The 23232-nt window shown below is 49.2% G+C and carries 19 protein-coding genes; 11 read left to right on the top strand and 8 right to left on the bottom strand.

Annotation, left to right across the window (positions count from 1 at the left end; genetic code table 11):
• Positions 1-207 precede the first annotated feature (207 nt).
• Positions 208-1734 carry an RtcB family protein gene (locus GJJ30_RS20875; protein ID WP_154177133.1) on the top strand — a complete coding sequence of 509 codons (1527 nt, stop codon included), beginning with the start codon at positions 208-210 and terminating at the stop codon, positions 1732-1734.
• Between the two features lie 107 nt (positions 1735-1841).
• On the opposite strand, the gene GJJ30_RS20870 is transcribed toward GJJ30_RS20875, so the two are convergent.
• Positions 1842-2864 (bottom strand): S1C family serine protease, encoded by a 1023-nt coding sequence (locus GJJ30_RS20870; protein ID WP_154177132.1) that lies wholly within the window; start codon positions 2862-2864, stop codon positions 1842-1844.
• Positions 2865-3274: 410 nt separating this feature from the next.
• Between GJJ30_RS20870 and glf the strand changes: the two genes are divergently transcribed.
• Both glf and GJJ30_RS20860 read left to right on the top strand, forming a co-directional pair.
• Positions 3275-4417, top strand: a complete 1143-nt coding sequence (gene glf / locus GJJ30_RS20865; protein ID WP_154177131.1) for a UDP-galactopyranose mutase — start codon at positions 3275-3277, stop codon at positions 4415-4417.
• A 168-nt stretch (positions 4418-4585) separates the two neighbouring features.
• Positions 4586-6124 carry a capsule assembly Wzi family protein gene (locus GJJ30_RS20860; RefSeq protein ID WP_154177130.1) on the top strand — a complete coding sequence of 513 codons (1539 nt, stop codon included), beginning with the start codon at positions 4586-4588 and terminating at the stop codon, positions 6122-6124.
• A 28-nt stretch (positions 6125-6152) separates the two neighbouring features.
• Here the strand turns inward: GJJ30_RS20860 and GJJ30_RS20855 are convergent, their stop codons facing one another.
• The 3 genes from GJJ30_RS20855 to folP all read right to left on the bottom strand — a co-directional run bounded on the left by GJJ30_RS20855 (position 6153) and on the right by folP (position 8343).
• Complete coding sequence (locus GJJ30_RS20855; RefSeq protein WP_154177129.1) at positions 6153-6446, bottom strand: hypothetical protein; 294 nt, start codon at positions 6444-6446, stop codon at positions 6153-6155.
• 182 nt (positions 6447-6628) lie between these two features.
• Positions 6629-7459, bottom strand: coding sequence for a diadenylate cyclase CdaA (gene cdaA / locus GJJ30_RS20850; RefSeq protein WP_154177128.1), 831 nt, complete (start codon positions 7457-7459; stop codon positions 6629-6631).
• A 35-nt stretch (positions 7460-7494) separates the two neighbouring features.
• Complete coding sequence (gene folP / locus GJJ30_RS20845; protein WP_154177127.1) at positions 7495-8343, bottom strand: dihydropteroate synthase; 849 nt, start codon at positions 8341-8343, stop codon at positions 7495-7497.
• Positions 8344-8378: 35 nt separating this feature from the next.
• Between folP and GJJ30_RS20840 the strand changes: the two genes are divergently transcribed.
• The 6 genes from GJJ30_RS20840 (at position 8379) to GJJ30_RS20815 (ending at position 16499) form a co-directional block, all read left to right on the top strand.
• The gene (locus tag GJJ30_RS20840; protein WP_154177126.1) at positions 8379-8918 is read left to right on the top strand and encodes a DUF1599 domain-containing protein; all 540 of its coding nucleotides are present in this window, start codon (positions 8379-8381) and stop codon (positions 8916-8918) included.
• Between the two features lie 14 nt (positions 8919-8932).
• Positions 8933-10078, top strand: coding sequence for a BT_3928 family protein (locus tag GJJ30_RS20835; RefSeq protein WP_154177125.1), 1146 nt, complete (start codon positions 8933-8935; stop codon positions 10076-10078).
• Positions 10079-10107: 29 nt separating this feature from the next.
• A complete protein-coding gene (locus GJJ30_RS20830) occupies positions 10108-10617 on the top strand; it encodes a shikimate kinase (RefSeq protein WP_154177124.1) in 510 nt (169 codons plus the stop codon).
• Positions 10618-10738: 121 nt separating this feature from the next.
• Positions 10739-12091: a TolC family protein gene (locus GJJ30_RS20825; protein ID WP_154177123.1), complete on the top strand. Its 1353-nt coding sequence runs from the start codon at positions 10739-10741 to the stop codon at positions 12089-12091.
• Between the two features lie 34 nt (positions 12092-12125).
• Positions 12126-13292: an efflux RND transporter periplasmic adaptor subunit gene (locus tag GJJ30_RS20820; RefSeq protein ID WP_154177122.1), complete on the top strand. Its 1167-nt coding sequence runs from the start codon at positions 12126-12128 to the stop codon at positions 13290-13292.
• A gap of 12 nt (positions 13293-13304) precedes the next feature.
• Positions 13305-16499 (top strand): efflux RND transporter permease subunit, encoded by a 3195-nt coding sequence (locus GJJ30_RS20815; RefSeq protein WP_154177121.1) that lies wholly within the window; start codon positions 13305-13307, stop codon positions 16497-16499.
• A gap of 3 nt (positions 16500-16502) precedes the next feature.
• Here GJJ30_RS20815 and GJJ30_RS20810 read toward each other — a convergent pair whose 3' ends face one another.
• The 3 genes from GJJ30_RS20810 to GJJ30_RS20800 form a co-directional block, all read right to left on the bottom strand.
• Complete coding sequence (locus tag GJJ30_RS20810) at positions 16503-17063, bottom strand: RNA polymerase sigma factor (protein WP_154177120.1); 561 nt, start codon at positions 17061-17063, stop codon at positions 16503-16505.
• A 240-nt stretch (positions 17064-17303) separates the two neighbouring features.
• On the bottom strand, positions 17304-18851 hold the full coding sequence (locus tag GJJ30_RS20805) for a hypothetical protein (protein ID WP_154177119.1): 1548 nt from the start codon (positions 18849-18851) through the stop codon (positions 17304-17306).
• A 231-nt stretch (positions 18852-19082) separates the two neighbouring features.
• Positions 19083-20378, bottom strand: coding sequence for a hypothetical protein (locus GJJ30_RS20800; RefSeq protein WP_154177118.1), 1296 nt, complete (start codon positions 20376-20378; stop codon positions 19083-19085).
• A gap of 189 nt (positions 20379-20567) precedes the next feature.
• Here GJJ30_RS20800 and proS point away from each other — a divergent pair, with 189 nt between their 5' ends.
• Together proS and GJJ30_RS20790 are read left to right on the top strand one after the other, a co-directional pair.
• The gene (proS, locus tag GJJ30_RS20795) at positions 20568-22040 is read left to right on the top strand and encodes a proline--tRNA ligase (RefSeq protein ID WP_154177117.1); all 1473 of its coding nucleotides are present in this window, start codon (positions 20568-20570) and stop codon (positions 22038-22040) included.
• A gap of 161 nt (positions 22041-22201) precedes the next feature.
• Entirely contained in the window at positions 22202-22651 is a 450-nt protein-coding gene (locus GJJ30_RS20790) for an FKBP-type peptidyl-prolyl cis-trans isomerase (RefSeq protein ID WP_154177116.1), read from the top strand.
• 119 nt (positions 22652-22770) lie between these two features.
• Here the strand turns inward: GJJ30_RS20790 and GJJ30_RS20785 are convergent, their stop codons facing one another.
• Positions 22771-23154 carry an FKBP-type peptidyl-prolyl cis-trans isomerase gene (locus GJJ30_RS20785; RefSeq protein ID WP_154177115.1) on the bottom strand — a complete coding sequence of 128 codons (384 nt, stop codon included), beginning with the start codon at positions 23152-23154 and terminating at the stop codon, positions 22771-22773.
• Positions 23155-23232 lie beyond the last annotated feature (78 nt).

Raw genomic sequence — 23232 nt, 5'->3', positions numbered from 1 at the left:
ATACTTAAAAAAAGTAGAACTGCGCAAAAAGACTGCGCAGTTGACTCTAACCTTTGTTGCCGTCGATAGGCAGGTAGCCAAACCGGTCGTGGATGTTTAGCGGTTATTTGCTTTAAAATCATACAAAATCAGTATTTATTGCTCTTAAAGCTCAATCTCCATTCGACAGTGTTTTCGTTTCTGAATGCAGCATATTCAAATACATTTATGGAATCATTGATTTTACTGGAAGATATTCTGGTGTTGGGCCCAATCCCGGAGTCGTTGCATACCGGTTTTTTGCGGGTGGCCAACGGGCTGGTTCAACATCGTAACTACGCCAAAGAAAAAGTACTGGAGTTGCTGGCCCAAATGCTGGAAAATCCTAAAAAATATGCTTTTTCGAAAAATAAGGTAACCAACCTCGCGCGGGCGATTTACGACCTGAACAAGCAGGGAATTGCGGTACCCTTGAGCGAAACCGGCAAAACGTATTTACCCGCCGAGCCTGCTCCATACGTTTTCGAATCGTCCGGTCCGCAGTCGCAGCAGGCATTCGACCTGCGATCCGAATCCTTGCCGTATGCGGTTTTCGGTCGCGAATACATCGAAGATGGGGCGTTGAAGCAAATGGAAATGGCCGCCAGACTGCCTATTTCAGTAGCGGGAGCGTTGATGCCCGACGCGCATCAGGGGTACGGTTTGCCGATCGGTGGGGTGCTGGCTACGGAAGCGGACACAATCATTCCGTACGCCGTTGGCGTTGACATTGCGTGCCGGATGTGTCTGTCGGTGTTTGACTTGCCGGCCGCTTTTTTCAAACGTGAACCGCATTTGCTGAAGAAATCGCTGGTAGAGAAAACCAAGTTTGGCATTGGGGGCGAAACCCGCGAGAAATTCGACGAAAGCGTGATGGATTTGCCGGAGTGGCAGGCCACGAAGGTAATCCGGGATTTGAAAGACAAAGCTTACCGGCAATTGGGAAGCTCCGGAACCGGAAACCATTTTGTGGAATGGGGCCTGGTCGAGGTATACGAATCCGACGAGCAACTGAACCTGCCGCCGGGCGAATACCTGGCTTTGCTTTCGCATTCGGGTTCACGGGGATTCGGCGGGTCGGTTGCAAATTATTACTCCAAACTCGCGATGCAGAAAACCCGATTGCCTAAACCGGCCGCCCATTTGGCCTGGCTCGATCTGAATACCGAGGAAGGTCAGGAATACTGGATTGCAATGAATCTGGCAGGCGAGTATGCCTCGGCCAATCACCACGAGATTCACGCGAAACTGGCGAAAGCGCTAGGCCAAAAACCGCTGGCGATGGTCGAAAACCACCACAACTTTGCGTGGAAAGAACAACTGCCCGATGGTCGGGAGGTGATGGTGCATCGAAAAGGCGCAACGCCCGCTGGAGCCAATGTGCTGGGAATCATCCCGGGATCGATGACGCAACCCGGTTTTGTGGTGCGTGGTCGGGGAGAGGTGAATTCGCTTCAGTCGGCTTCGCACGGAGCGGGGCGGTTAATGTCGCGGACGAAGGCATTCAATTCAATTACGCGCTCGCAATTGAACAAAGCTCTGCAGGAGGCTGGAATCGAGCTGATTGGCGGTGATTTGGACGAAGCACCGATGGTGTATAAAAACATCGAAACGGTGATCGGTGCTCAACATGATCTGGTGTCGGTTTTGGCGAAGTTTACGCCGAAAATCGTGCGAATGGCCGATGCCAACCGGAAAGAAGGTCGGGAAGATTAACAAGATCAGGGCGGTTTTAAACCGATCCTGAAAAGTTCAAATTGTTAAAAACCGTGGACAAGGAAGGCCGGATTAGCGGTTTCAATGTTCACGGTTTTTACTGTGATTTATTTAACTTCACCCGGAATCACGACAATGTTCTGACGGAAATTTTCCCGTAAAACCGCCATCGGAATGCGTTGGCCGATGGTTTCTTCCGTCAGTAATTTGTGCAGATCATCAACGGATGTAACGGCCTGCTGGTTGAATTCAACGATAATATCACCCTGCTGAAGCTCCGAATTATACGAAACGCCATCGGCTTCCGTACTCACCACGATGACACCGGTTTTGGCGTTCAGGTGATTGTATTGTTTGATGCGTTCGGTCAGGTTAATGAGTTGTCCCGAAATTCCCAGATAACCGCGACGGACGCGGCCATGCATAATCAGCTTTCCGGCCACCAGAGCCGCCAAATTGGACGAAACTGCAAAACATATGCCCTGAGCGGGCAGAATGACGGCGGTATTGACGCCAATGACATCGCCCTGCGAATTGACCAGCGGCCCGCCCGAATTACCCGGATTCAGGGCAGCATCCGTCTGGATAACATCGTCGATCAGCCGACCGGATTCCGACCGAAGCGTCCGGCCCAGGGCACTGACCACGCCCGCCGTAACGGAATACTGAAAACCGTATGGATTGCCGACCGCGATGGCGATTTGCCCAACCTGAACCTGTTTGGAATCGGCAAACCGGATGGCTTTCAGGCCCTCTCCGTAGATTTTAATGACGGCAATGTCGGTTGCCGGATCGCGGCCAATCAGCGTAGCCACGAAATCCCGACCGTCGGGCAGCGCCACCTCAATTTTGGATGCACCGGCCACTACGTGGTTATTCGTAATGACGTAGCCATCCGATGAAATAATAAAACCGGAACCGGTGCCGCCATCCTGCGACCCGCGTCCGCGCGTGGGTTGCGAACCCTCTTTGGCGCGTCCGCTTACTTTGATCTGAACAATCGACGGACTTACTTTTTTCGCTACATTTACCACCGTATTGGAATACGCGTCCAGCAGGGGCGCATCCTGATCGGTGATTCCGCCGGGAATTGAGTCCGATCCGGTATCGGTTACAAATTGAAATTCCATAGCATGAATCTGTTTAGTTGTAGATGCAACTTTCAAATTGTATACCAGCCCGGATCAAGGGCGCAAAACCGCCAATTTGTCAGGACCGAAAAATCGCTTTACTCAAAATCTCCTTCCTTATTCGCTTATCGTTGGTTTAACGTCTGAAATAATGACTTTTGAAGAGTATTTATCCGGGAAAAATATTGACGAAAATCAATTCAAAAAACACGAACCCAGTCGGTACGATGCCTGGAAAACGGAATTTCTGCAAGTACATCCGGAGAGTTTTACGACCCAGAAAAAATTTCTGATCAATGAGATTCGTCGTAAGTACCGGATACGTTAGATAAGGAAATGCGCATTTCAACGGTCGAATGAATAAAAATTATTACTTTTAAGCATACTAAAAAACCACCTTTTTTCAATTTATGCAGCATTACGATTTTGCAATTGTTGGAGCCGGATATGCCGGTAGTGTGTTGGCTGAGCGATTGGCCAGCCAGTCCGGGAAGAAAGTTCTGGTAATTGACAAACGCCCCCACATCGGCGGAAACGCTTACGATTATTACAACGAAGACGGTATTTTAATCCACCTGTACGGTCCGCACATCTTTCACACCAATTCGCCGGAAGTATTCGGTTATCTGTCCAATTTTACGGAATGGCGGCCCTACGAACACCGGGTGCTGGCATCGGTGGAAGGGCAGTTGTTACCCATCCCGATTAACCTGGATACGGTAAATAAACTGTACGGAAAAAACTTCACCTCGGAAGAACTGGCCGAATACTTCAAAACTGTTGGCGAACCGGTCGACGATATTAAAACGTCTGAGGATGTAGTAGTTAGCCAGGTTGGTCGTGACCTTTACGAGAAATTTTTTAAGAATTATACCAAAAAACAATGGGGTGTGTACCCCTCGGAACTGGACAAATCCGTGACGTCGCGGATTCCGACCCGGACCAATCAGGACGACCGGTATTTTGGGGATGAGTTCCAGTCAATGCCGTTACATGGTTTTACGAAGATGTTCGAGAAAATGGTCGATCATCCGAACATTACGCTCATGCTCAGCACCGATTTTAAGGACGTGAAAGACAATTTGTCATACGACCAGTTGATTTACACCGGCCCGGTTGACGAATATTTCGACCACTGTTTTGGCAAACTGCCGTACCGTTCGCTGCATTTCGAGCACAAAACGCTCAACGAAGAATGGCATCAGCCGGTGGCCGTGGTCAACTACCCGAACGATAATGCTTACACCCGGATCACGGAATACAAGCATTTGACGGGTCAGGAGCACCCGACCAAAACCAGCATCACGTTTGAATACCCGCAGTCGGAGGGTGATCCTTATTACCCGGTTCCGATGCCCGAAAACGCGGAACTCTACCGGAAATACAAGCAACTGGCCGATCAGCAGGAAAATGTCCATTTTGTCGGTCGACTGGGTACGTACCGGTACTACAACATGGATCAGGTGGTGGCGCAGGCGCTGACTTTATACAAAAAGTTGGTCGGGGCGGATTCGCTCGCCGATGTTGCCGCCGGTAAAATAGCTGCGAAATAAGCAGTTTACCGTCCGAAATAGCCCATTTGGATGCAACTGGAAATCACTCCCGGATGCAGTCAAATGGGCTATTTGTATTTTATTTAAGTTTGTTACTCAGAAAGGGATTACTTATCGTTACGAATGGCGTCTAAAGTAAACCGAACCGGTTTCTTCACGTAATTCTGTATGAATAGTTCCTTTTTCGCCGGATTGAGCCTGCTCTTCTTATCGTCTTACGTTTACGGGCAGGATTCAACCCGAATTGAACATTCCACTAAAAAATCACCTGTTAAAATCTTCATGGAATGGGGTGTCAGCGGCAGCACTGCCAGCCGAACGCCATTCTGGCTGCGATCCAATCAATACGGAATTTTTCCAAATTCGTCGCCATTTCTGCAGGCTAGGGCTGGGATTAGTGCCAACTACGGTTTCCGTCCGGCGACACCGGTAAAAAGTGATTCGGGGAAATTTAAAAGTGCTTCCTGGGGGTACGGGCTTGAGTTGGTGGGCAATGTAGCTGCAAAATCCACCTTTCTCGTTCCGGAAGCTTATGTCAAAGGCAAAATCTGGGGACTTGAATTTGTCGCAGGCCGACGGCGGGAGACCGTCGGATTGGCCGACTCCACATCGCTGGGATCGGGCTCGTATATCTGGTCGGGGAATGCGTTGCCCATGCCGAAAATTCAAATTTCTCTGGCCGACTATACGCCAGTCGGATTCACAAAAGGGGTAATCTCCTTTCGCGGGATGTTTGCGCACGGCTGGTTTGGCAATAAAGGCCCGGTGACGCATTCATATTTGCATCAGAAGGCTTTGTACGCTCGATTGGGCAAACCGAACTGGAAAGTCAGATTGTATGCCGGATTTAATCACCAGGTGCAATGGGCCGGTCGCAGCGACCAGATTGTGGGCTACAAACTGATCAAAAACGGGCGTTTTCCGAGCGGTTTTAAAAATTACATCAATGCCGTTACGGGCATTTCACTGGCGGCTAAAGGCGATAATATCGATACGACTGAATACAGTAAAAATGATCGGGGAAACCGACTCGGGAATCACCTGGGAACGATTGACATCGGTTTTGACATCCAAGCGCGTTCGTACACCCTGCTTTTCTATCGGCAGAATATTTACGACGATGGTTCACTTTATTATTTGACGAACATTGCCGACGGTTTGAACGGAATCCGTTTCCAGAACACCAAACCGGCGTCAGGAAACTGGCGAATTCAGACGGTAGTTGCCGAATTTTTATTCACAAAAAGTCAGGGCGGATCATCGTTTGGTGATCGGGATAAAGATCGCGGGGCGGATAATTATTTTAATCATGGTCAATATATCGATGGGTGGTCGTATCAGGGGAGAACCATCGGGACGCCATTTATTACCCCGGCCATTGATACCGACCCGGAATTGCCCCGTTATTACAGCAGTCAGTTACTCGCATTTACCAATAACAACCGGGTCCGGGTCATGCACTTCGGAGTTTCGGGAAGTTTTCGGCAGCGCTACGTTTTTGAATTAAAGTGCTCATTGAGCCATAATTACGGAACGTATTTTGCCCCTTTTGACGGAAGAGTCCGACAGTTTTCGTCACTGGCAACCGTCCATTTACCGGTTTCAATCTGGAACGGGATGCAGGCTGCGGTTTCTGTCGCAACGGATCAGGGAAAGCTGTATAAAAACAGTACGGGGCTTTATCTGAGCCTTCGAAAAAACTGGTGATGGAATTCCGGGCTGGAGAGAGATAAGCCTAAACCTGTTCGAGCAGCCTGAGGTCGATCTGATCCAGATACGGTTCAAAAGGGTCCAGGTTTTTCGATTTATGACGGCTTTTCAGTTGCAGGGAGAACAAATGCAGAAGTTCGTGATTGCCTTCGTAATAGTTGCTTTCGCTAAAATAGGCTTCGACAAAGAAATCGCTGACCAGGTAAAGGCTAACCTTGAATGGTGGTGACTGCCGATCCATGAGGTGCTGTCCATGTCGCCAAAGCAGATCGGTTTTCGCCGGTAAAGGCAGTTGATTGTATTCACATTGCGTTAGCATAACCTTCGTCGTAGTTTAGTGGGCCATTTGTTCAAATCCGACACAGTTTACGCTGACAGGGTGAAAAATACATAGGCGACTGCCCAATTAAATTCCCAAAGTTAGCTAGCGGTTTTTTTAGTTGAAGCAACCGGAATTCAGTTGATTTTTAGTTAATTAAATAACTAAATGGGTAACATGTTTTATTCAACCGGCGCGTCTTTTCCTCCTTCCCGTTTCGGAATCCGATTTCGTTCAATTAAATACTGCTGAAGCTTATCTTCGAGTTCAGAGGAAGAAATGTTGGGATACAATTCGCCATCGATGGCCATTGAAATGCGACCGGTTTCCTCGGAAATGGCAATCGCAGCAGCATCCGTGACTTCGCTAATGCCGATGGCGGCCCGGTGCCGAAAACCGGTGGAGGTCAGAATTTCGTCGTTTTCGGAAATGGGCAGAATGCAGCGGGCGGCCCGAATCCGGTCTTCAGAAATGATCACGGCGCCATCGCGCAGCGGGCTGTATTGGCCGGCAATGGATAACAGCAATCGTTTGGAGATCAGGGCATCCAGGCGGTCGCCGGTCAGAATGAATTTTTCGAGATCGTCGTTTTTGGCTACCACAATCAAACCGCCGGTGAATTCGGAAGAGATGGATTTACAGGCATCCACGATGGGTTTCAGCGGTGTAGCTGGCTCGGCGACCGACGGCTGGCGAAACCACCGCAGAACAAAACGGCTGTTGGCGATGTTGGTCGATTTCCCGATGATGAGCAAAAACCGGCGAATTTCCTGCTGGAAAATGATGATCAGAGCCAGCGCACCCACGCTGATAAAGTATCCTAAAATGGTGGTCAATAACTCGAGACCGATGGCTTTTGCAACCAGATAAAGCAGGTAGATCAGCAAATACCCCAGAAAGATCCGGCTGGCGATGGTGCCTTTTACCAAAAAATAAATCTGGTAGAGGAGAAAAGCCAGCAACAGGACATCCAGTACGTCAAACCATTCGATATCGAGAAAACCAATTTTCATAATAGAGATTTAAGTTTCGGTGGCGGTTTTCCGATTTAAGCGGCTGACCGACAATGACTCACTAATTGAATTACTTCGACCGCTTCCCGCACATCGTGCACCCGTAAAATATCCGCTCCTTTCGTCAGGGCTATCGTGTTCAAAACCGTGGTGCCGTTCAGGGCTTCGGCGGGCTGAATGTTCAGGGTTCGCCAGATAGTCGATTTGCGCGAAAGGCCCACCAGCAGTGGAGCGCCGAATGTTTGAAATGCCTCGAGTTGGTTCAGAACCTGAAAGTTCTGTGCGGGCGTTTTGGCGAATCCAAAACCGGGATCGATCAACACGTCGTTCTGGCCAAGTGCCCGCAGCTTTGCCAACTGCATCTGGGTCTCGAACAGAATATCCGGTATAAGATTCTGATAAGCCGTATGCTGCGTCATAGTCTGCGGAGTGCCGCGCATGTGCATTAATACGTACGGAACATTCAGGTCGGCCACGGTTTCAAACATCTGCGGATCGAGTGTTCCGCCCGACACATCGTTCACCAGTACCGCACCAGCTTCAACGGCCTGACGGGTCACGCTTGCCCGGAAGGTATCGACCGAAAGCCAGACGTTGCTGAAAGCCTTCCGTAGCGCTTCAATGATTGGCAATATCCTTTCAGACTCTTCCTGTGAACCAATATCTGCCGCCCCCGGCCGGGTGGAATAACCACCAATATCCAGCAATGCAGCACCTTCCGAAATCATGATTCCGGCCTGTTCAACTGCCTGATCGACAGACAAGACCCGGCTGTTTGCATAGAACGAATCCGTCGTCACATTCAGTATTCCCATCACCACCGGCGTGGTCAGATCCAGAACATTTCCCCGCAGATTGAGTGTTTTTTTCTTAACTTTCGGCATGAAATTAGCGGGCACAATACTGTAGATTACAACTTATGTTGCAAACCGAAGCTCAATATCGGCAAGTCATTCAACTCTGCAAAGAGGTTTTCCAGAAAAAGAATAAAGACTACGGTACGGCCTGGCGCATTTTGCGACTGCCTTCGATTACTGACCAGATTTACATCAAAGCTCAAAGGATTCGTACTTTACAGCAACTCGGAACCCAGCGCGTGGATGAGGGTGTTGTGCCTGAGTTTATGGGTATCATCAACTATTGCGTGATGGCGCTCATTCAACTGGAACTGGCCGATAGCGAAGAACTGGAATTAACGGTAGAAGCCATTACCGAATTATACGATCGCCAGATCGATCACGTTATGGCATTATTATTTGCCAAAAACCACGATTACGGCGAAGCCTGGCGCGAGATGCGGGTGAGTTCAATGACGGATATTATACTGATGAAATTGCTTCGGACGAAACAGATTGAAGATAATGAGGGCAAAACCCTGATTTCGGAAGGCGTCGATGCAAACTACATGGACATGATTAATTATGCCGTGTTCTGTTTAATCAAATTGAGCGTAGTATAAACCTCTGTACCTGAATGAATTCTAGTAAAACCCGTGCCGTGGTGACCCATAAACCGGCCACCTGGCAGCGCGTTGTGGCGCAATCGGCCCGCTTTATCGTTGCCGTCATTTTCATTTTTTCCGGCCTGATCAAGATCAATGATCCGGTAGGTACTCAGATTAAGCTCACCGAATATTTTGAAGTTTTTGCGCTGGATGTGCCCGCGATGGCCGGTTTTTTTCACGGCCTGATTCCCTTTACCTTGATTTTATCGGTTTTTTTCTGCGCATCCGAGGTCGTTTTGGGAGTTGCCCTGCTGCTGTCGTACCGGATCAGGACCACCTCCTGGGTGTTGCTGGCCTTGATCGTCTTTTTTACTTTCCTGACCTTCTATTCGGCGTATTTTAATAAAGTGACGGATTGCGGCTGTTTCGGCGATGCGATCAAGCTAAAACCGTGGACATCATTCAGCAAGGACATTTTTCTGCTGGTGTTGATTCTGGTTATTATCTGGCAACGCAAGGTTTTCCGCAATTCCCGCACCGGTTTTCTGGTTGGGCTGGCGACGGTGTTATCAATTGGTATCGGCATCTACGCCATCCAGCATCTGCCACCCCTGGATTTATTGCCGTACGCGGTCGGTAAAAACATTCCGTCGCAGATGCAACCCTCTGAACCCTTGCGGTTTTCCTATAAAATGGTGAAAGACGGAAAGGAAGAAGAATTTGAGAAGTATCCGACCGATACGACGTATAAATTCAAAGAAATGATTCTGCTGAATGAATCGGCCAAGCCCAAAATTACGGATTACCGGGTTTGGAACGACGAAGGCGATTTTACCCAGGCTACCTTTGAAGGAAATAAATTGATGCTCATTATTCGTGATTTGGAAGACCTGAGCATTGGTGATATGCCCAACATCCGAAAGTTGATGCAGGGCGTGGAGGATAAACAGGTGATGCCGATGATTCTGACGTCGGTGAGCGATAAGGAAATCAATGATTTCCGGCACGAATACCAACTCGCCATACCGGTTTACAAAGCGGATGCGACGGTTTTGAAAACCATCGTTCGATCCAACCCCGGTTTGTGGCTCATCAGCAACGGCGTGGTGAAAGGTAAATGGCACCACAGCGATACGCCGACCCCGGAAGAAGCTGTCGCCTTGCTGAAAAAGTAATTAAGAGTTTGGTCTACAGGTCTTTATAAATGAAGAATATTTTTCTGGTCGGAATGCCGTCTTCTGGGAAAAGCACGCTCGGAAAACGGCTGGCCCGGCATCTGGCCTACCGGTTTGTTGATACCGATAAACTGATCATTCGTAAAGAAGGCGGGCGGAGCATCAACGACATTTTCCAGACGGACGGGGAAGCTTATTTTCGTGAAGTCGAAAGCTGGGTGTTGCACACAATCAAGCCCGGAAGTCGGCTGGTAGTGGCAACGGGAGGGGGGATGCCCTGCTTCCACAATAATATGGCGTACATCAAAGAGACTGGGTTCAGTATTTTTCTGGATGTCGCGCCGGAACAATTGCTCGACCGGATGCTGCGGCACAATCTCGACGACCGGCCGCTTTTCAACCGACAGGACCCCACTTTGCTGGAAAATCTGCGTCAGAAATACACCGACCGCCGGTTTTTTTATACCCAGGCTGATTTAATAATACCCGGAGAAACCGCTGTTGAAGAGCTAAGTAAGCAAATTGAAATGTATTTGTAAAAATGGCTGTTTAATAAACTTTTCACTTTTCCGGAACCATTTAAAACTTTCAATATGTATTCAATACAGTTTGCATTCCCCAAGTGCAGTTTTAAAAAGGATAATTGCGCCGTATACTTATATGATAGTAGCGAAAAAGTACCTGATTGCCTGCCTGATTAGCTTCGGGCCCTATCTTTCGTATTCGCAACAGTCTACTGATTCCACGTTACAACAGGCTACTTTACAAAGTTGTGTACAGTATGCCCTTCAGCATCAGCCGGTTATCAAACAGGCTGAGATTGACCAACAGATCGCCGAACGTACCATCCGCAGTACATTATCGAGCTGGTTGCCCCAAATTTCCGGCGCATACAACCTCCAGCGATATCTGAAATTACCCGTTTCGCTCTTCCCGAATTTCAGCAACCCAACTTCTCCGGAGCGGGTCGCCGTGACCACCGGGGTTGCCAACCTGTCGAATTTTCAATTTGCACTTAGCCAAAATATTTTTAACCGGGATGTGCTGCTGGCCAGCCGAACGGCCGATACGTACCGGGAGCAGGCCCGCCAGTCGTTAGTCAATAACCAGATCGACGTAACGGTCAATGTCAGCAAAGCTTTTTATGATCTGATTCTTACCCAAAAACAGGTTGATATTCTGGACGGCGACATTGTACGTCTGGAGCGGAGTTTGCAGGATGCCACCAATCAGTACAAGAGCGGTTTGGTTGACCGGACGGACTACAAACGGGCTTCCATTGCGCTGAACAATTCACGGGCCCAGCGCAAACAGGCGCAGGAGCAGATTGGCGGGAAAGCGCAGTTACTCAAGCAGTTGATGGGCTATCCGGCCAATGCCGAATTGAAAGTGGCCTACGATACGCTCCAACTGGCCAATGAAGTTTACATCGACACGATGCAGCTGGTAAAACCGGAAAGCCGGATTGAATTTCAGTTACTTCGGACGCAGCAGGAGCTTTTGAAAGCCAACGTTTCCTACAATAAATGGGCGTATTTACCGACCGTTTCGGCGTCGGCGAGTTATAATTTCGTCTTCCAGAATAGTGAATTTGCCAAATTATACAGCCGGAATTTCCCCAACTCGCTCGTCGGTTTAACGGTGGCCTTGCCCATTTATCAGGGCGGAAAACGTGTGCAGGAAACCCGGATTGCGGAATTAAGATTGCAACGTTCGCAGTGGGATTTAACCAATTTGTCGAATACAGTCACAACAGAATACCGTCAGGCGATGGCGAATTACAAGGGCAATCTGGCGAATTACCGGGCTCTGCAGGAAAATCTCGAACTAGCAACCGATGTATATCGCGTTATTCAATTGCAATACCGCTCGGGTGTCAGGGCTTACCTCGATGTGATCATCGCCCAGAACGATCTGCGCACTACCCAGCTGACCTACTTCAACGCGCTTTACCAGGTGCTCGTCAGCAAACTGGACGTGCAACGGGCTTTGGGCACGGTTGAGAAATACTAAAAAGGAAATTTAAGCATATCAATTGATTTTTCGGATGAAGAGTTTTCTGCATACTTTTTTAATACCACTCGTGCTGTTGTCCGGCCTGATGTCGTGCGGAGGAGATAAAAAACAGGCTCAGCAAGGACCTCCACCGCCAACGGCAGTCGCAGTAGCCGTTGCCAGTCAGGGGACCGCCGTGTATTACGATGAATATCCGGCTACGGTGACTCCATTGAATCAGGTGGAAATTTACCCGCAGGTGGCCGGTTATATCACTGGGATTTTCTTCACGGAAGGCCAGATCGTTTCGAAAGGCCAGAAGTTGTATGAGATTGATAAACAGCAATATCAAGCCAATTACGACGAGGCTGTCGCCAATGTCAACGTGGCTCAGGCGAATTTAAACCGGGCCCAGAAAGACGCCGATCGCTACGAAACGCTCGCCAAGCAGGATGCCATTGCGCGTCAGGTGGTCGATAACGCTGAGGCCGCTCTGGAATCAGCCAAAATGCAGGTTGCCGCTGCGAAAGCGAACGTGTCGCGGGTATCAACCAGTTTGCAATACGCCACCATTAAAGCACCCTTGACCGGAACGATCGGAATTTCGCAGGTTAAGCTCGGCGCTGCCGTGTCGCCGGGCCAGACATTGTTAAACACGATTTCGTCGGACAACCCGGTGGCAGTCGATATTGCGGTCGATGAGACGGATATTCCCCGATTCGTACGGTTTCAAAACCGGAAAATTACCGATTCAACCTTTGTCTTTATGTTACCCGATGGCAAACCCTACAAAGCTGCGGGAAAAATCGGCATCATCGATCGCGCCGTCGATCCGCAAACCGGAACGCTCAAGGTGCGGTTGTTTTTCGCTAACAATCAAAATATGCTGAAATCCGGTATGAATGGAAACGTTCGGGTGCTGAACAGCGATTCGGGTCAGCGTCTGCTGATTCCGTACAAAGCCGTAACCGAGCAGATGAGCGAATATTTTGTTTATGTGCTGGGCGACAGCAGCAAGGTATTTCAGCGGAAAATCTCGCTTGGAAACCGCATAGGACCCAATATCGTGGTGAAAGACGGTATTCGTGAAGGAGATAAAATTGTGACAGAAGGTATCCAGAAACTGCGGGATGGGGCCGTTGTAAAAGTCGTTGGTGATTCGACTGCGGTGGCGCAGGCGCCAACCGCGGCTCAGTCAACAACCGGTCAAACCCGCTAATTAGCTTAACATATGTTTGCCAATACGTTCATCAACCGGCCAGTAACGGCCATTGTCATTTCTATTGTCATTGTTTTGCTCGGGATTCTGGCTATTCTGGAGCTGCCAGTTGGCCAATACCCCGACATTACGCCCCCGGTGGTGCAGGTTACCGGAACCTATACCGGTGCCGATGCCCAGACGGTGGAGCAAACGGTGGCAACACCCATCGAAACGCAGGTGAACGGAACGCCGAATATGCTGTATCTGCAAAGCAACAGCACCAGCGATGGGCGGATGACCATGAACGTAACCTTCGACGTGGGTACGGATGTAAACATTGCCGCACTCGATGTGCAAAACCGGGTTGGGATTGCTCAACCCCAGTTGCCTTCCGAAGTAACGCGTCTCGGCTTGACTGTTCGGAAACGAAACCCGAGTCTGTTTATGCTGGTCGCCATTTATTCGCCCAACAAAACCCACGGCGTTTCATTTCTTGATAACTACGCCAATATTTTTATCCGGGACGCCTTACTGCGGGTTGAAGGGGTGGGGGATATTTTCTCGCGCGCGGATGACTTCAGTATGCGGATCTGGTTACAACCCGACAAAATTGCCCAGTTAGGGATGACTCCCGCCGACGTCGTATCAGCTTTGCAGGAGCAAAACCTCCAGGTTGCAGCTGGCTCGGTGGGCGCCCCTCCGCAGCAATCTTCGCAATCGTTCGAATACACGGTTTTTACCAATAGCCGGTTAAGCAAGGAAGAAGACTTTCGGAACATCGTGGTCCGGAGTAAACCCGAAAACGGTTCCATCGTGTACCTGAAAGATGTGGCCCGGGTGCAGTTGGGCAAATTCAGTTATGTCAGCAACTCGTTTGTCGATGGAAACCGGGCAGCGTACCTGTTGCTTTACCAGTTACCCGGCAGTAACGCCCTTTCCACGGCCAAAGGCGTTTATGCGGCCATGGATAAACTGAAAGAGTCGTTTCCAAACGATATCGATTATGTAGTGCCGTTCGAGTCGGTTTCGGTGGTGCAGGTATCCGTCGATGAGGTGGTGAAAACGCTGATGGAAGCCCTTGGCCTGGTTATTATTGTGGTGTTTTTGTTCCTGCAAAGCTGGCGGGCGACTCTGATTCCGGTTCTGGCGATTCCGGTTTCCATTCTCGGGACGTTTGCTTTTTTCATCCCGCTCGGCTTTACAATCAATACATTGACCATGTTCGGCTTCGTTTTGGCCATCGGGATCGTAGTCGATGACGCCATTGTGGTAGTCGAAGCCGTTCAGCACTACATCGATACCGAGCGAATATCGGCGAAAGAAGCCACCCGAAAAGCCATGCGCGATATTTCGGGGCCTGTTGTTGCCATCGCGTTGATCCTGGCGGCTGTGTTTGTGCCGGTAGGATTTATTCCCGGAATTGTCGGGCGGCTTTACCAGCAGTTCGCCATTACGATTGCCGTTTCGGTGCTGATCTCGGCTTTTATCGCTCTTTCGCTGACTCCGGCGTTGTGCGCCCTGATGCTGAAACCGACTGAGATGAACGAGAAATCGAAAGGTCTGAACTGGTTTTTCTTCAAGTTCAACAAGTGGTTCGAACGCACGGCTAATGCCTATGGCGGTGGCGTTAACCGCCTCATCAAGGCATCGCCCCTGGTGTTGGTAATGCTGGCCTGTTTGTTCGTCGGAACCGGTTTCCTGTTTAAAAGCAAACCGACCGGTTTTATTCCGACGGAAGATGAAGGCCGGGTTATTATTACCTATGAAATCCCGGAAGCGGCATCGACCAACCGTAGTTTGGCGGTTCTGAACCGGGTAATGGATATTCTGAAAAAGCAGCCCTATGTCGCTCACTTTTCTGCGTTGGGAGGTTTGAATGCGGTTACATTTTCCAGTAAATCAAACAGCGGAACGGTTTTTACCCAGCTAAAACCGTGGAGCGAACGGAAAGATAAAGCGGTTCAAATCGACTCCGTTGTCGTAAAACTCCAGCGTGCCTTGTCCTCGATTAAGGAAGCCAGCGTTGTGGTAATTCCGCCCCCGGCCATTCCAGGTTTGGGCCAAACGGCCGGTTTTACCTTTGAAATCGAGCAGCGGGAAAGCACGGATGACGTCAAAGCATTTGATAAGGTGGTGCAAACATTCCTGGCCGAAACCAACAAACGGCCGGAAATCGCCCGTGCGTTTACTTATTTTACGTCCAAAACTCCGGCTTTCCGGGTGGACGTCGATCGGGAAAAATGTAAGAAACTGGGCATTAACGTCAGCGAAGTGTACACGACGATGCAAACCTACCTGGGGAGTATTTACGTGAACGACTTCATCGTTTACGGTCGGAAATTCCGGGTAGTAGCGCAGGCCGATACGGCGTATCGCGCCGAAATTCAGCAGTTAAATCGCTATTTTGTTCGTAACCAGGCGGGTGGAATGGTGCCGCTCAGCACGGTCATTAAAACTCAGGTCATTGAAAACGCCCCGTTGATTTCGCATTACAACCTGTTCCGTTCCGTTGAAATTAACGGTAGTCCGAAACCGGGTTACAGTAGCGGGCAGGCTATTGAGGCTCTGCGCGAAGTCGCAGATAAAGTCCTTCCGGCGGGTTATGGTTACGATTTCTCGGGTTTAAGTCGCGAAGAAATCAGTTCCGGTTCCAGCACGGTTTACATTTTTGGTTTGTCGATTCTGTTCGTGTTCCTGTTCCTGGCGGCCCTTTACGAAAGCTGGTCGGTTCCCTTTGCGGTTTTATTGTCCGTTCCGATCGGTGCTTTTGGCGCTATTTTAACCCTGACGCTGATTCCCTATTTGAGCAACAACGTCTATGCGCAAATCGGTTTGATTACCTTGATTGGTCTGGCGGCTAAAAACGCCATTCTGATTGTGGAATTTGCAAAAGAACGGGTCGATAAAGGGATGGATCTGCTGGAATCGACACTTGATGCGGTCAAGCTTCGGCTGCGCCCGATCATCATGACGTCGCTGGCCTTTATTCTGGGCGTCTTGCCACTGGTTTTTGCGAGTGGGGCGGGGGCCGTAGCCCGGAAAACGATTGGCTGGACAGTTTTTGGCGGGATGCTTGCCGCTACTTCGCTGGCTATTTTCGTCGTACCGGTTTTATTCGTGGTGATTACGCGGTTTGCGTACGGCAAGAAGAAGCTCGCGGAATTGAAAGAACAGGCTAAGCGACCGGAGATGCAGCTTCAGGAAAATGATGGTGTAGCTTTGTAATTGCTATTGAAACGCAAACTGGTCACATCTGAATGTTTGCCTCAACTGAATCAGGGCCAGGCGGGTCCAGGTTTTTACGGTTCCCAGTGGCAAATCAAGTCGATGGGCGGCTTCTGACTGGGTGTAGCCCTGAAAATAAATGAGTTCAATGATCTGCCAATGGCGTGGATCGAGGGTTGTATTAACTGCATCACTAAATCCAATATAACCGACGCTGTTAAAGGTTGCACTTAAGCCGGGCAAATAACCATCCACAGGCAACTCGACGTGGGTGGTTTTTTTGTTTGAGCGTAAGTGGTCAAAAGCTGTATTTCGGGCTACATTAAGTAACCACGTAAATAACCGGCCTTTTGCCGGATCGTGCCGGTGAATGTTCTTCCAGACTTTAACGAAAGTATCCTGTAGTAAGTCTTCCGCTTCGATTTCGTCTTTGACAATTTTGGCGATAACGCTCAGCAAAGTGGCGGCATATCGGTCATATAGGTGGCTAAAGGCAACGCGGCTTTGCGCTTTTAAACCGTCGACTAAGGCTGTTTCACAAGTGGTGGTAAAGGGCTTTTTCAAAAAAGTAGCAGTGAAAAGTGAAAATTACTTAGTTGGGAAGCTCTGATTTTACCTTCAATCAATGCGTTTGAGCTACTCATCTTAAACCTTAACCGAATCCACCCTGAATTGTTCTGAAAGTAATTATACCGGTAGCAAAAAATAATATGGATGCAGAAAGTACTTAGAAATCCAGGACCTTTCGGATACAAAAAGGGCCTCCCGAAAGTCAGGAAGCCCCACAGGTAATGAGGAAACCGCTTAGAAAAACAGGCCAGCTGTTAACGTAATGTTTGTCAGCTTGGAACTGATCTGGGAGGAAGCATAATCCGATGCATTGGGCAGCGAATAAGGGGTGTAAGCCGATTTCAGTGTATTATAAGAGACACTGCCATCAACAAAGAAACGATCCGTTCGCACACCTAAACCACCGGAGATCAGAACTTTAGCCCGGTCAATATTATTCAGCTTTTCTTTATAGGCATCCGGCAAATAGGCGACTCCAGCCCGGAACCGTAATAGCCCCGCGCGTATTTCTGCACCGGCCCGTAAGTTAACTACATTCAAATACGTTCCCTGCACGGCCCGTTTGACATCGTTTTTAAAGTCAGTGTTTCCCTGGGCGTCATAAACGTTGGTGGTAACCCGCATACCGGCATAACCTACGTAATCAGCGGTTGCGGTGATAAAGCCAAGCCGACCCGAGCCCAGAAAATAGGTCAGTCCACCGGACGCCCGGAAGGGCGTGGTCAGCGAATAGTCAAAATTATTGGGGACCACAAAAACCTCGTTCTGGGTTACTGGTGCTACCGAAGGATCTTTGACATCAACTTTCAAAGACTGCTCAAAAGATTCTTTCACACTGCTGAAGGTTGGTGTGGATAAATAGGCCCCCAATTGCAAATTTCGGTCGAGTTTATAAATCATTCCCAATGAAATATTAATTCCATTACCGGTAACCGAGAAATTATCCGTCTGACTGTAATTATTAAAAACCGCACCGCCTACAACGGTTTCCCGATACACATTTTCATAATTGAACCGTAGACGGCTGATGGCCAGCGAGGCACCAATGTAAAATTTATCGTCCAGGTTTCCGGCATAACCGATGGTCCATTGCGAGTGTGCTCCTGAAGATTCATACGTATTGACTTGTTGAGTGGGTCTCGAAGCATCGTATCGAAAGTAGGGAGGGCCGGTTACGGCAGTATTACTCGTGGGGGTGCCGTTGATCAGATAAAGTTGGTACGCAGCCGCAGCCGGGAAATCCGCTTCGTTCGTATTTTGATTGTAGGCTTGGTCGATCTGACTTCCCGACAGATTCCGACCATTGGCATCAACGATGTATGAATCGATAATTGAACTCCGGTTATTTCGACCTTCAAAAATAAAATTGTTTGCCAGATTTACCTGCCGATTGTACGTAATCCCTAAAGCGGTTCGGCGCCAGCGTCGGTTTTCATTCTGTTTATTTCCGGCTAAAACCAAGCCAAATTGACCGATAAACGGCGTAGTTGTGTTGTTGGTTCGCTGGGTTCCAATATACGTAGCCTGGGAATTGAGCAGATTAAACGACGGACTGATACTGATTTCGGAGCGATTGTAGAAACCTAAACCGGCTGGATTTCCAAATGTGGAACTCATGTCTCCGCCCAAACTGGCGTGGTTACCACCCAGCCCTCTCATCCGGGCCGTTCCGGTTTGCGTTATTTCCGAATAGCGGAAAGCGTCGCCCGCATAAATATCGGCCTGGCCGAACGCGGTGCCTGCGTAAAGAAGCAGCCCCACGATGTAAATACTATTTTTCATAGATGTTGTTTGCTATAAATGGAAACTACGAACCAGAGAAGTCTGCCAGTCAAAATATGAGCTATAGATGCTTGAAAAGGGCATTTGGTTTAAAAGCGCTATCAAAAACATCCTTATATCGACTTTCCGACAATTCCGGCCCGATTATACAACGAAAAAGCCCGTCGATTGTAACACCGACGGGCTTTTTATTTTCTATCTGGACCGCTAAGTGCGGGAAATTGCTTCTAATTACCGGGGTCCCCGTGAACCACCACCGCCACCACCAGAGTAGCCACCACCACCTCCTCCGCCACTATGGGAGGGAGCGCTGTAGCTAGGTTGTGAAGGCGGACTGTAGCTCCGTTGTACCGGGGCTTCGTACGTACGAGTCGGAGCCTGGTACGAATGGTTTGGGGCTTGATACGAGCGTGATTGCTGCGGTGCCGAATATTGGGGAGCACTGTAGCGTGATCCGCTGATTTCCGCCGGTGCGGTATAGCTGCCACGGCTGTTCTGACGCGGGGCTGCGTAATAGTCAGCGTTGCTGGGAGCGCTGTGGCTCGGAGCTGAATACGTTGAATTAGCGCTGGCCCGACCGCTATTGGTAGGTCCACCGTAGTAATAATCGCTGGCACTGGACCGGCTGTTCTGACGGCTTGCACCATATGAACCGTTGTTCGTTGCATTACCGCTGGAATTGTTCGGACGGCTGTAATACGAATTGTTGTTCGAAGAATTCAACTCGCCCGAGCGACGACCACCGCTGTTGTTATTATAACTGCGTGGTGAGTTAACAAAATCACCATTGTACCGATCCCGGCTGCTGCCACCACGAGCGCCGTAGGTGGCGTTCCGGTTTGCTCCAAGATTGTTGTAGTTATTTACGACAACCACCGAGCGGCCATAACCGCCCCCGTAATAATACGGGTTATAGAAACTGTTGTAGCCGTATCCAAATGGTGAATAGAACGAGTCGTAGTATCCGCCGTAACCGAATGGGCTATACGCATACCCACCACCGTAGTAGCTGAATGGACTGTAGAACGGGCTATAAAACGGACTGTTGAAACCGCCGTAACCCCAGGATGACATGCCGAGACCAATGCCCATACTCAAGCCACCGTAAAAGGGACTGTTCCAACCCCAGCGATTCCAGCTTGAATTGAACAGCGCTGAATTATACCCGTTCGAAAAACCGGTCGCATAAGAATTATCGGTGTTCCAGCCCGGATCGGGCGAAATACCCCGGGTTACTTTCCGGGCTGTAACTTCGCTGTAGTATTCATCGTCGTTATACTGACCCGTGGATTGGTCATTATAATCCGGATTGGAGTTCGCGCCAAACCGGTCGAAACGTTGGGTTGCTGAGCGGTCGGCCAGTCGTTTCTCCTTGGCTGGAGCTGAAATGACGGAACCGTCGGATGATGAACCGTAGAGGTCATCAAATTCACCCGCATTCTGCGCGGTTTGCCGACTGGAGCTACAGCCCCAAAAGCCCACCGCTGCCAGTAAAGTCAGGTATTTCCAGGTATGAAGCACTTTCATGGTGTTGTTGTGATAAAAGGTTCAAAGGACCAATTATGTTATTAAAACGCAAAAGTCGGCCAAATGATTACAAAAGGACGGTTTGATTACAAATATAGCAGAAAAACCTATCTTTGCAAGCTTCTCATATTATTAGACCCACATTTATAGGTGAAGGTTTAATCGTAACAAAAATTTATTTCAGTCAGCATGGCAAAAGCAATTCCATCGCGTTCCGAAAACTATTCCGAGTGGTATAACGAATTAATTAAACGAGCGGATCTGGCCGAAAATTCGGCGGTTCGGGGCTGTATGGTCATCAAGCCGTACGGTTTTTCAATCTGGGAAAAAATGCAGCGTGCCCTGGACGATATGTTCAAGGAAACCGGTCACACCAATGCCTATTTCCCGCTGTTCATTCCGAAATCCTTCCTCAGTAAAGAAGCCTCTCATGTGGAGGGCTTTGCGAAAGAGTGCGCCGTGGTGACCCACTACCGGCTGAAAAATGCGGCTGATGGTTCCGGGGTAATCGTTGATCCGGAAGCCAAGCTGGAAGAAGAACTGATCGTACGGCCCACCTCGGAGACGGTTATCTGGAGCACGTATAAAAATTGGATTCAGTCGTACCGCGACCTGCCATTGCTGATTAACCAGTGGGCCAATGTCGTTCGCTGGGAAATGCGGACCCGGATTTTCCTGCGGACTTCCGAGTTTCTGTGGCAGGAAGGTCATACGGCCCATTCAACCGCGAAAGAAGCGCGGGAAGAAACAGCCCAGATGCTGGACGTATATGCCACATTTGCGGAAGAATGGATGGCTTTGCCGGTTATTCGGGGGACAAAAACCGCCAATGAGCGGTTTGCCGGTGCCGACGATACGCTTTGCATTGAAGCAATGATGCAGGATGGCAAGGCGTTGCAGGCCGGAACTTCGCACTTCCTCGGTCAGAATTTCGCGAAAGCTTTCGATGTGAAATTCCTGACCAAAGACAACCAGCAGGATTACGTCTGGGGAACCTCCTGGGGTGTCAGCACCCGACTGATGGGCGCGCTCATCATGGCGCACTCGGACGACGATGGCCTGGTTTTACCGCCTAAACTGGCTCCGATTCAGGTTGTCATTATTCCGATTTACCGAAACGACGAACAACTCGAACAACTGTCTGAACGGATCAATCCGCTGATCAAAGAACTGCGCAAAGCTGGTATTTCGGTCAAATATGATTCGAGCGATGCCAACAAACCCGGCTGGAAATTTGCCGAATATGAGCTTCGGGGCGTGCCGGTCCGGCTGGCGATGGGCATGCGGGATTTTGAAAATAACACCGTAGAAATCGCCCGTCGGGATCTGAAAACGAAAGAAACTATTTCGTTTGATGGGCTGGTTACGCATATCCAGCAATTGCTGGAGGATATTCAGAAGAACATTTACGCCAAAGCCGTGCAGTTTCGGGCGGAAAACACCTTCAACGTGGATACCTACGAGGCATTCAAGGAACAAATCGAAAAAGGCGGTTTTCTGATGGCTCACTGGGACGGAACCTCCGAGACCGAAGAAGCCATTAAAGAGGAAACGAAAGCAACAATTCGCTGTATTCCCCTGAATGCGGAACCGGAAGAAGGTACGTGTATCTACAGCGGCAAACCATCGAAGCAGCGCGTCGTATTTGCCAGGGCCTACTAACGAAAGTGATGAATGATGGATTATGAACGATGGATTTTATTCTTCATTCATCGTTCATAATCCATCATTGCAAAAGTGCGTTGCCTCAAATAATCAACAAATCGTGGCTGACTTTCGACGGGTTTGGCTAGCTTTGTCCGAACACAATTCAACTCTTTAATATGGCACAAGCAAAGGCGGGTGATACGGTGCAGGTGCACTATACCGGCAGAAAAAACGATGGTACCGTGTTTGACTCCTCTAGTGGCCGGTCGCCATTACAGTTTCAGGTCGGCAGCGGTATGGTCATCAGAGGGTTCGACGAGGGAGTAAAAGGAATGGAAGTAGGAGAGGCCAAAACCGTTCGGATTCCGGTGGAAGACGCCTACGGTCCGTCGAGCCAGGATATGATTTTTGAGTTTGACCGTTCCTTAATTCCGGACGATATTGAACTGGAAATTGGCCTGACGCTCAATATGCATCAGGATGGCAATCCACAGGCCGTTCCGGTTGTGGTTCGGAACGTAACCGCTACATCCGTAACCTTGGATGCCAATCATCCGCTGGCGGGCGAAGAATTGATATTTGATATTGAATTAGTGGGAATCAATCCTTCTAAGCTGATCGTATAAGAACTCGTCCGGCAAACCGGAAAATATAGAAAGGCCGTTGTCGAACAAACTGTTGCGTTAATCGCCCGGTTTGTGACAACGGCCTTTCGGATTTGAATGAAAAAAAGGCGTTTCGGCTGTTAATTAATCCGAATCAGATCAATTTTAAAAATCAGAATTGAATTGGCGGGAATGCCTCCCTGAGCCCGTGATCCATACGCCAGACTTGGGGGTAAATAAAGGGTAATGCTGCCGCCGGGGGCAATCAGAGGAATCCCCTCCTGCCAGCCCAGAATGAGCTGGTATAACCCAAAACTGATGTTTTTATTGCTGTCAAAAATTTTGCCATTGGTCAGCGAGCCTTCGTAATTAACGGTGACGTTGGAGCGTACTGTTGGTTTTTCTCCTGAACCCGGAGATTGGATGGAATAATAAAAACCGCGCTCGTCCGCCGTGGCAGAAATGCCACTCGCTTCAATAAATTCTTTTAAAACCGCTACTTCCGATTCGGGTGCTTTTGCCATAAAATTGTCAGATTAATAGGAAATGGTTACCGGGTGCAAGGTATGACAAATACCTGACCCGAAAAACTGCGATTGGTT

The sequence above is a fragment of the Larkinella terrae genome, from assembly GCF_009668025.1.
In the GTDB taxonomy this organism is placed as follows: domain Bacteria; phylum Bacteroidota; class Bacteroidia; order Cytophagales; family Spirosomataceae; genus Larkinella; species Larkinella terrae.
Note: the sequence above shows the minus strand (reverse complement) of the source record. Positions and strands in the feature narration are given on the sequence as shown.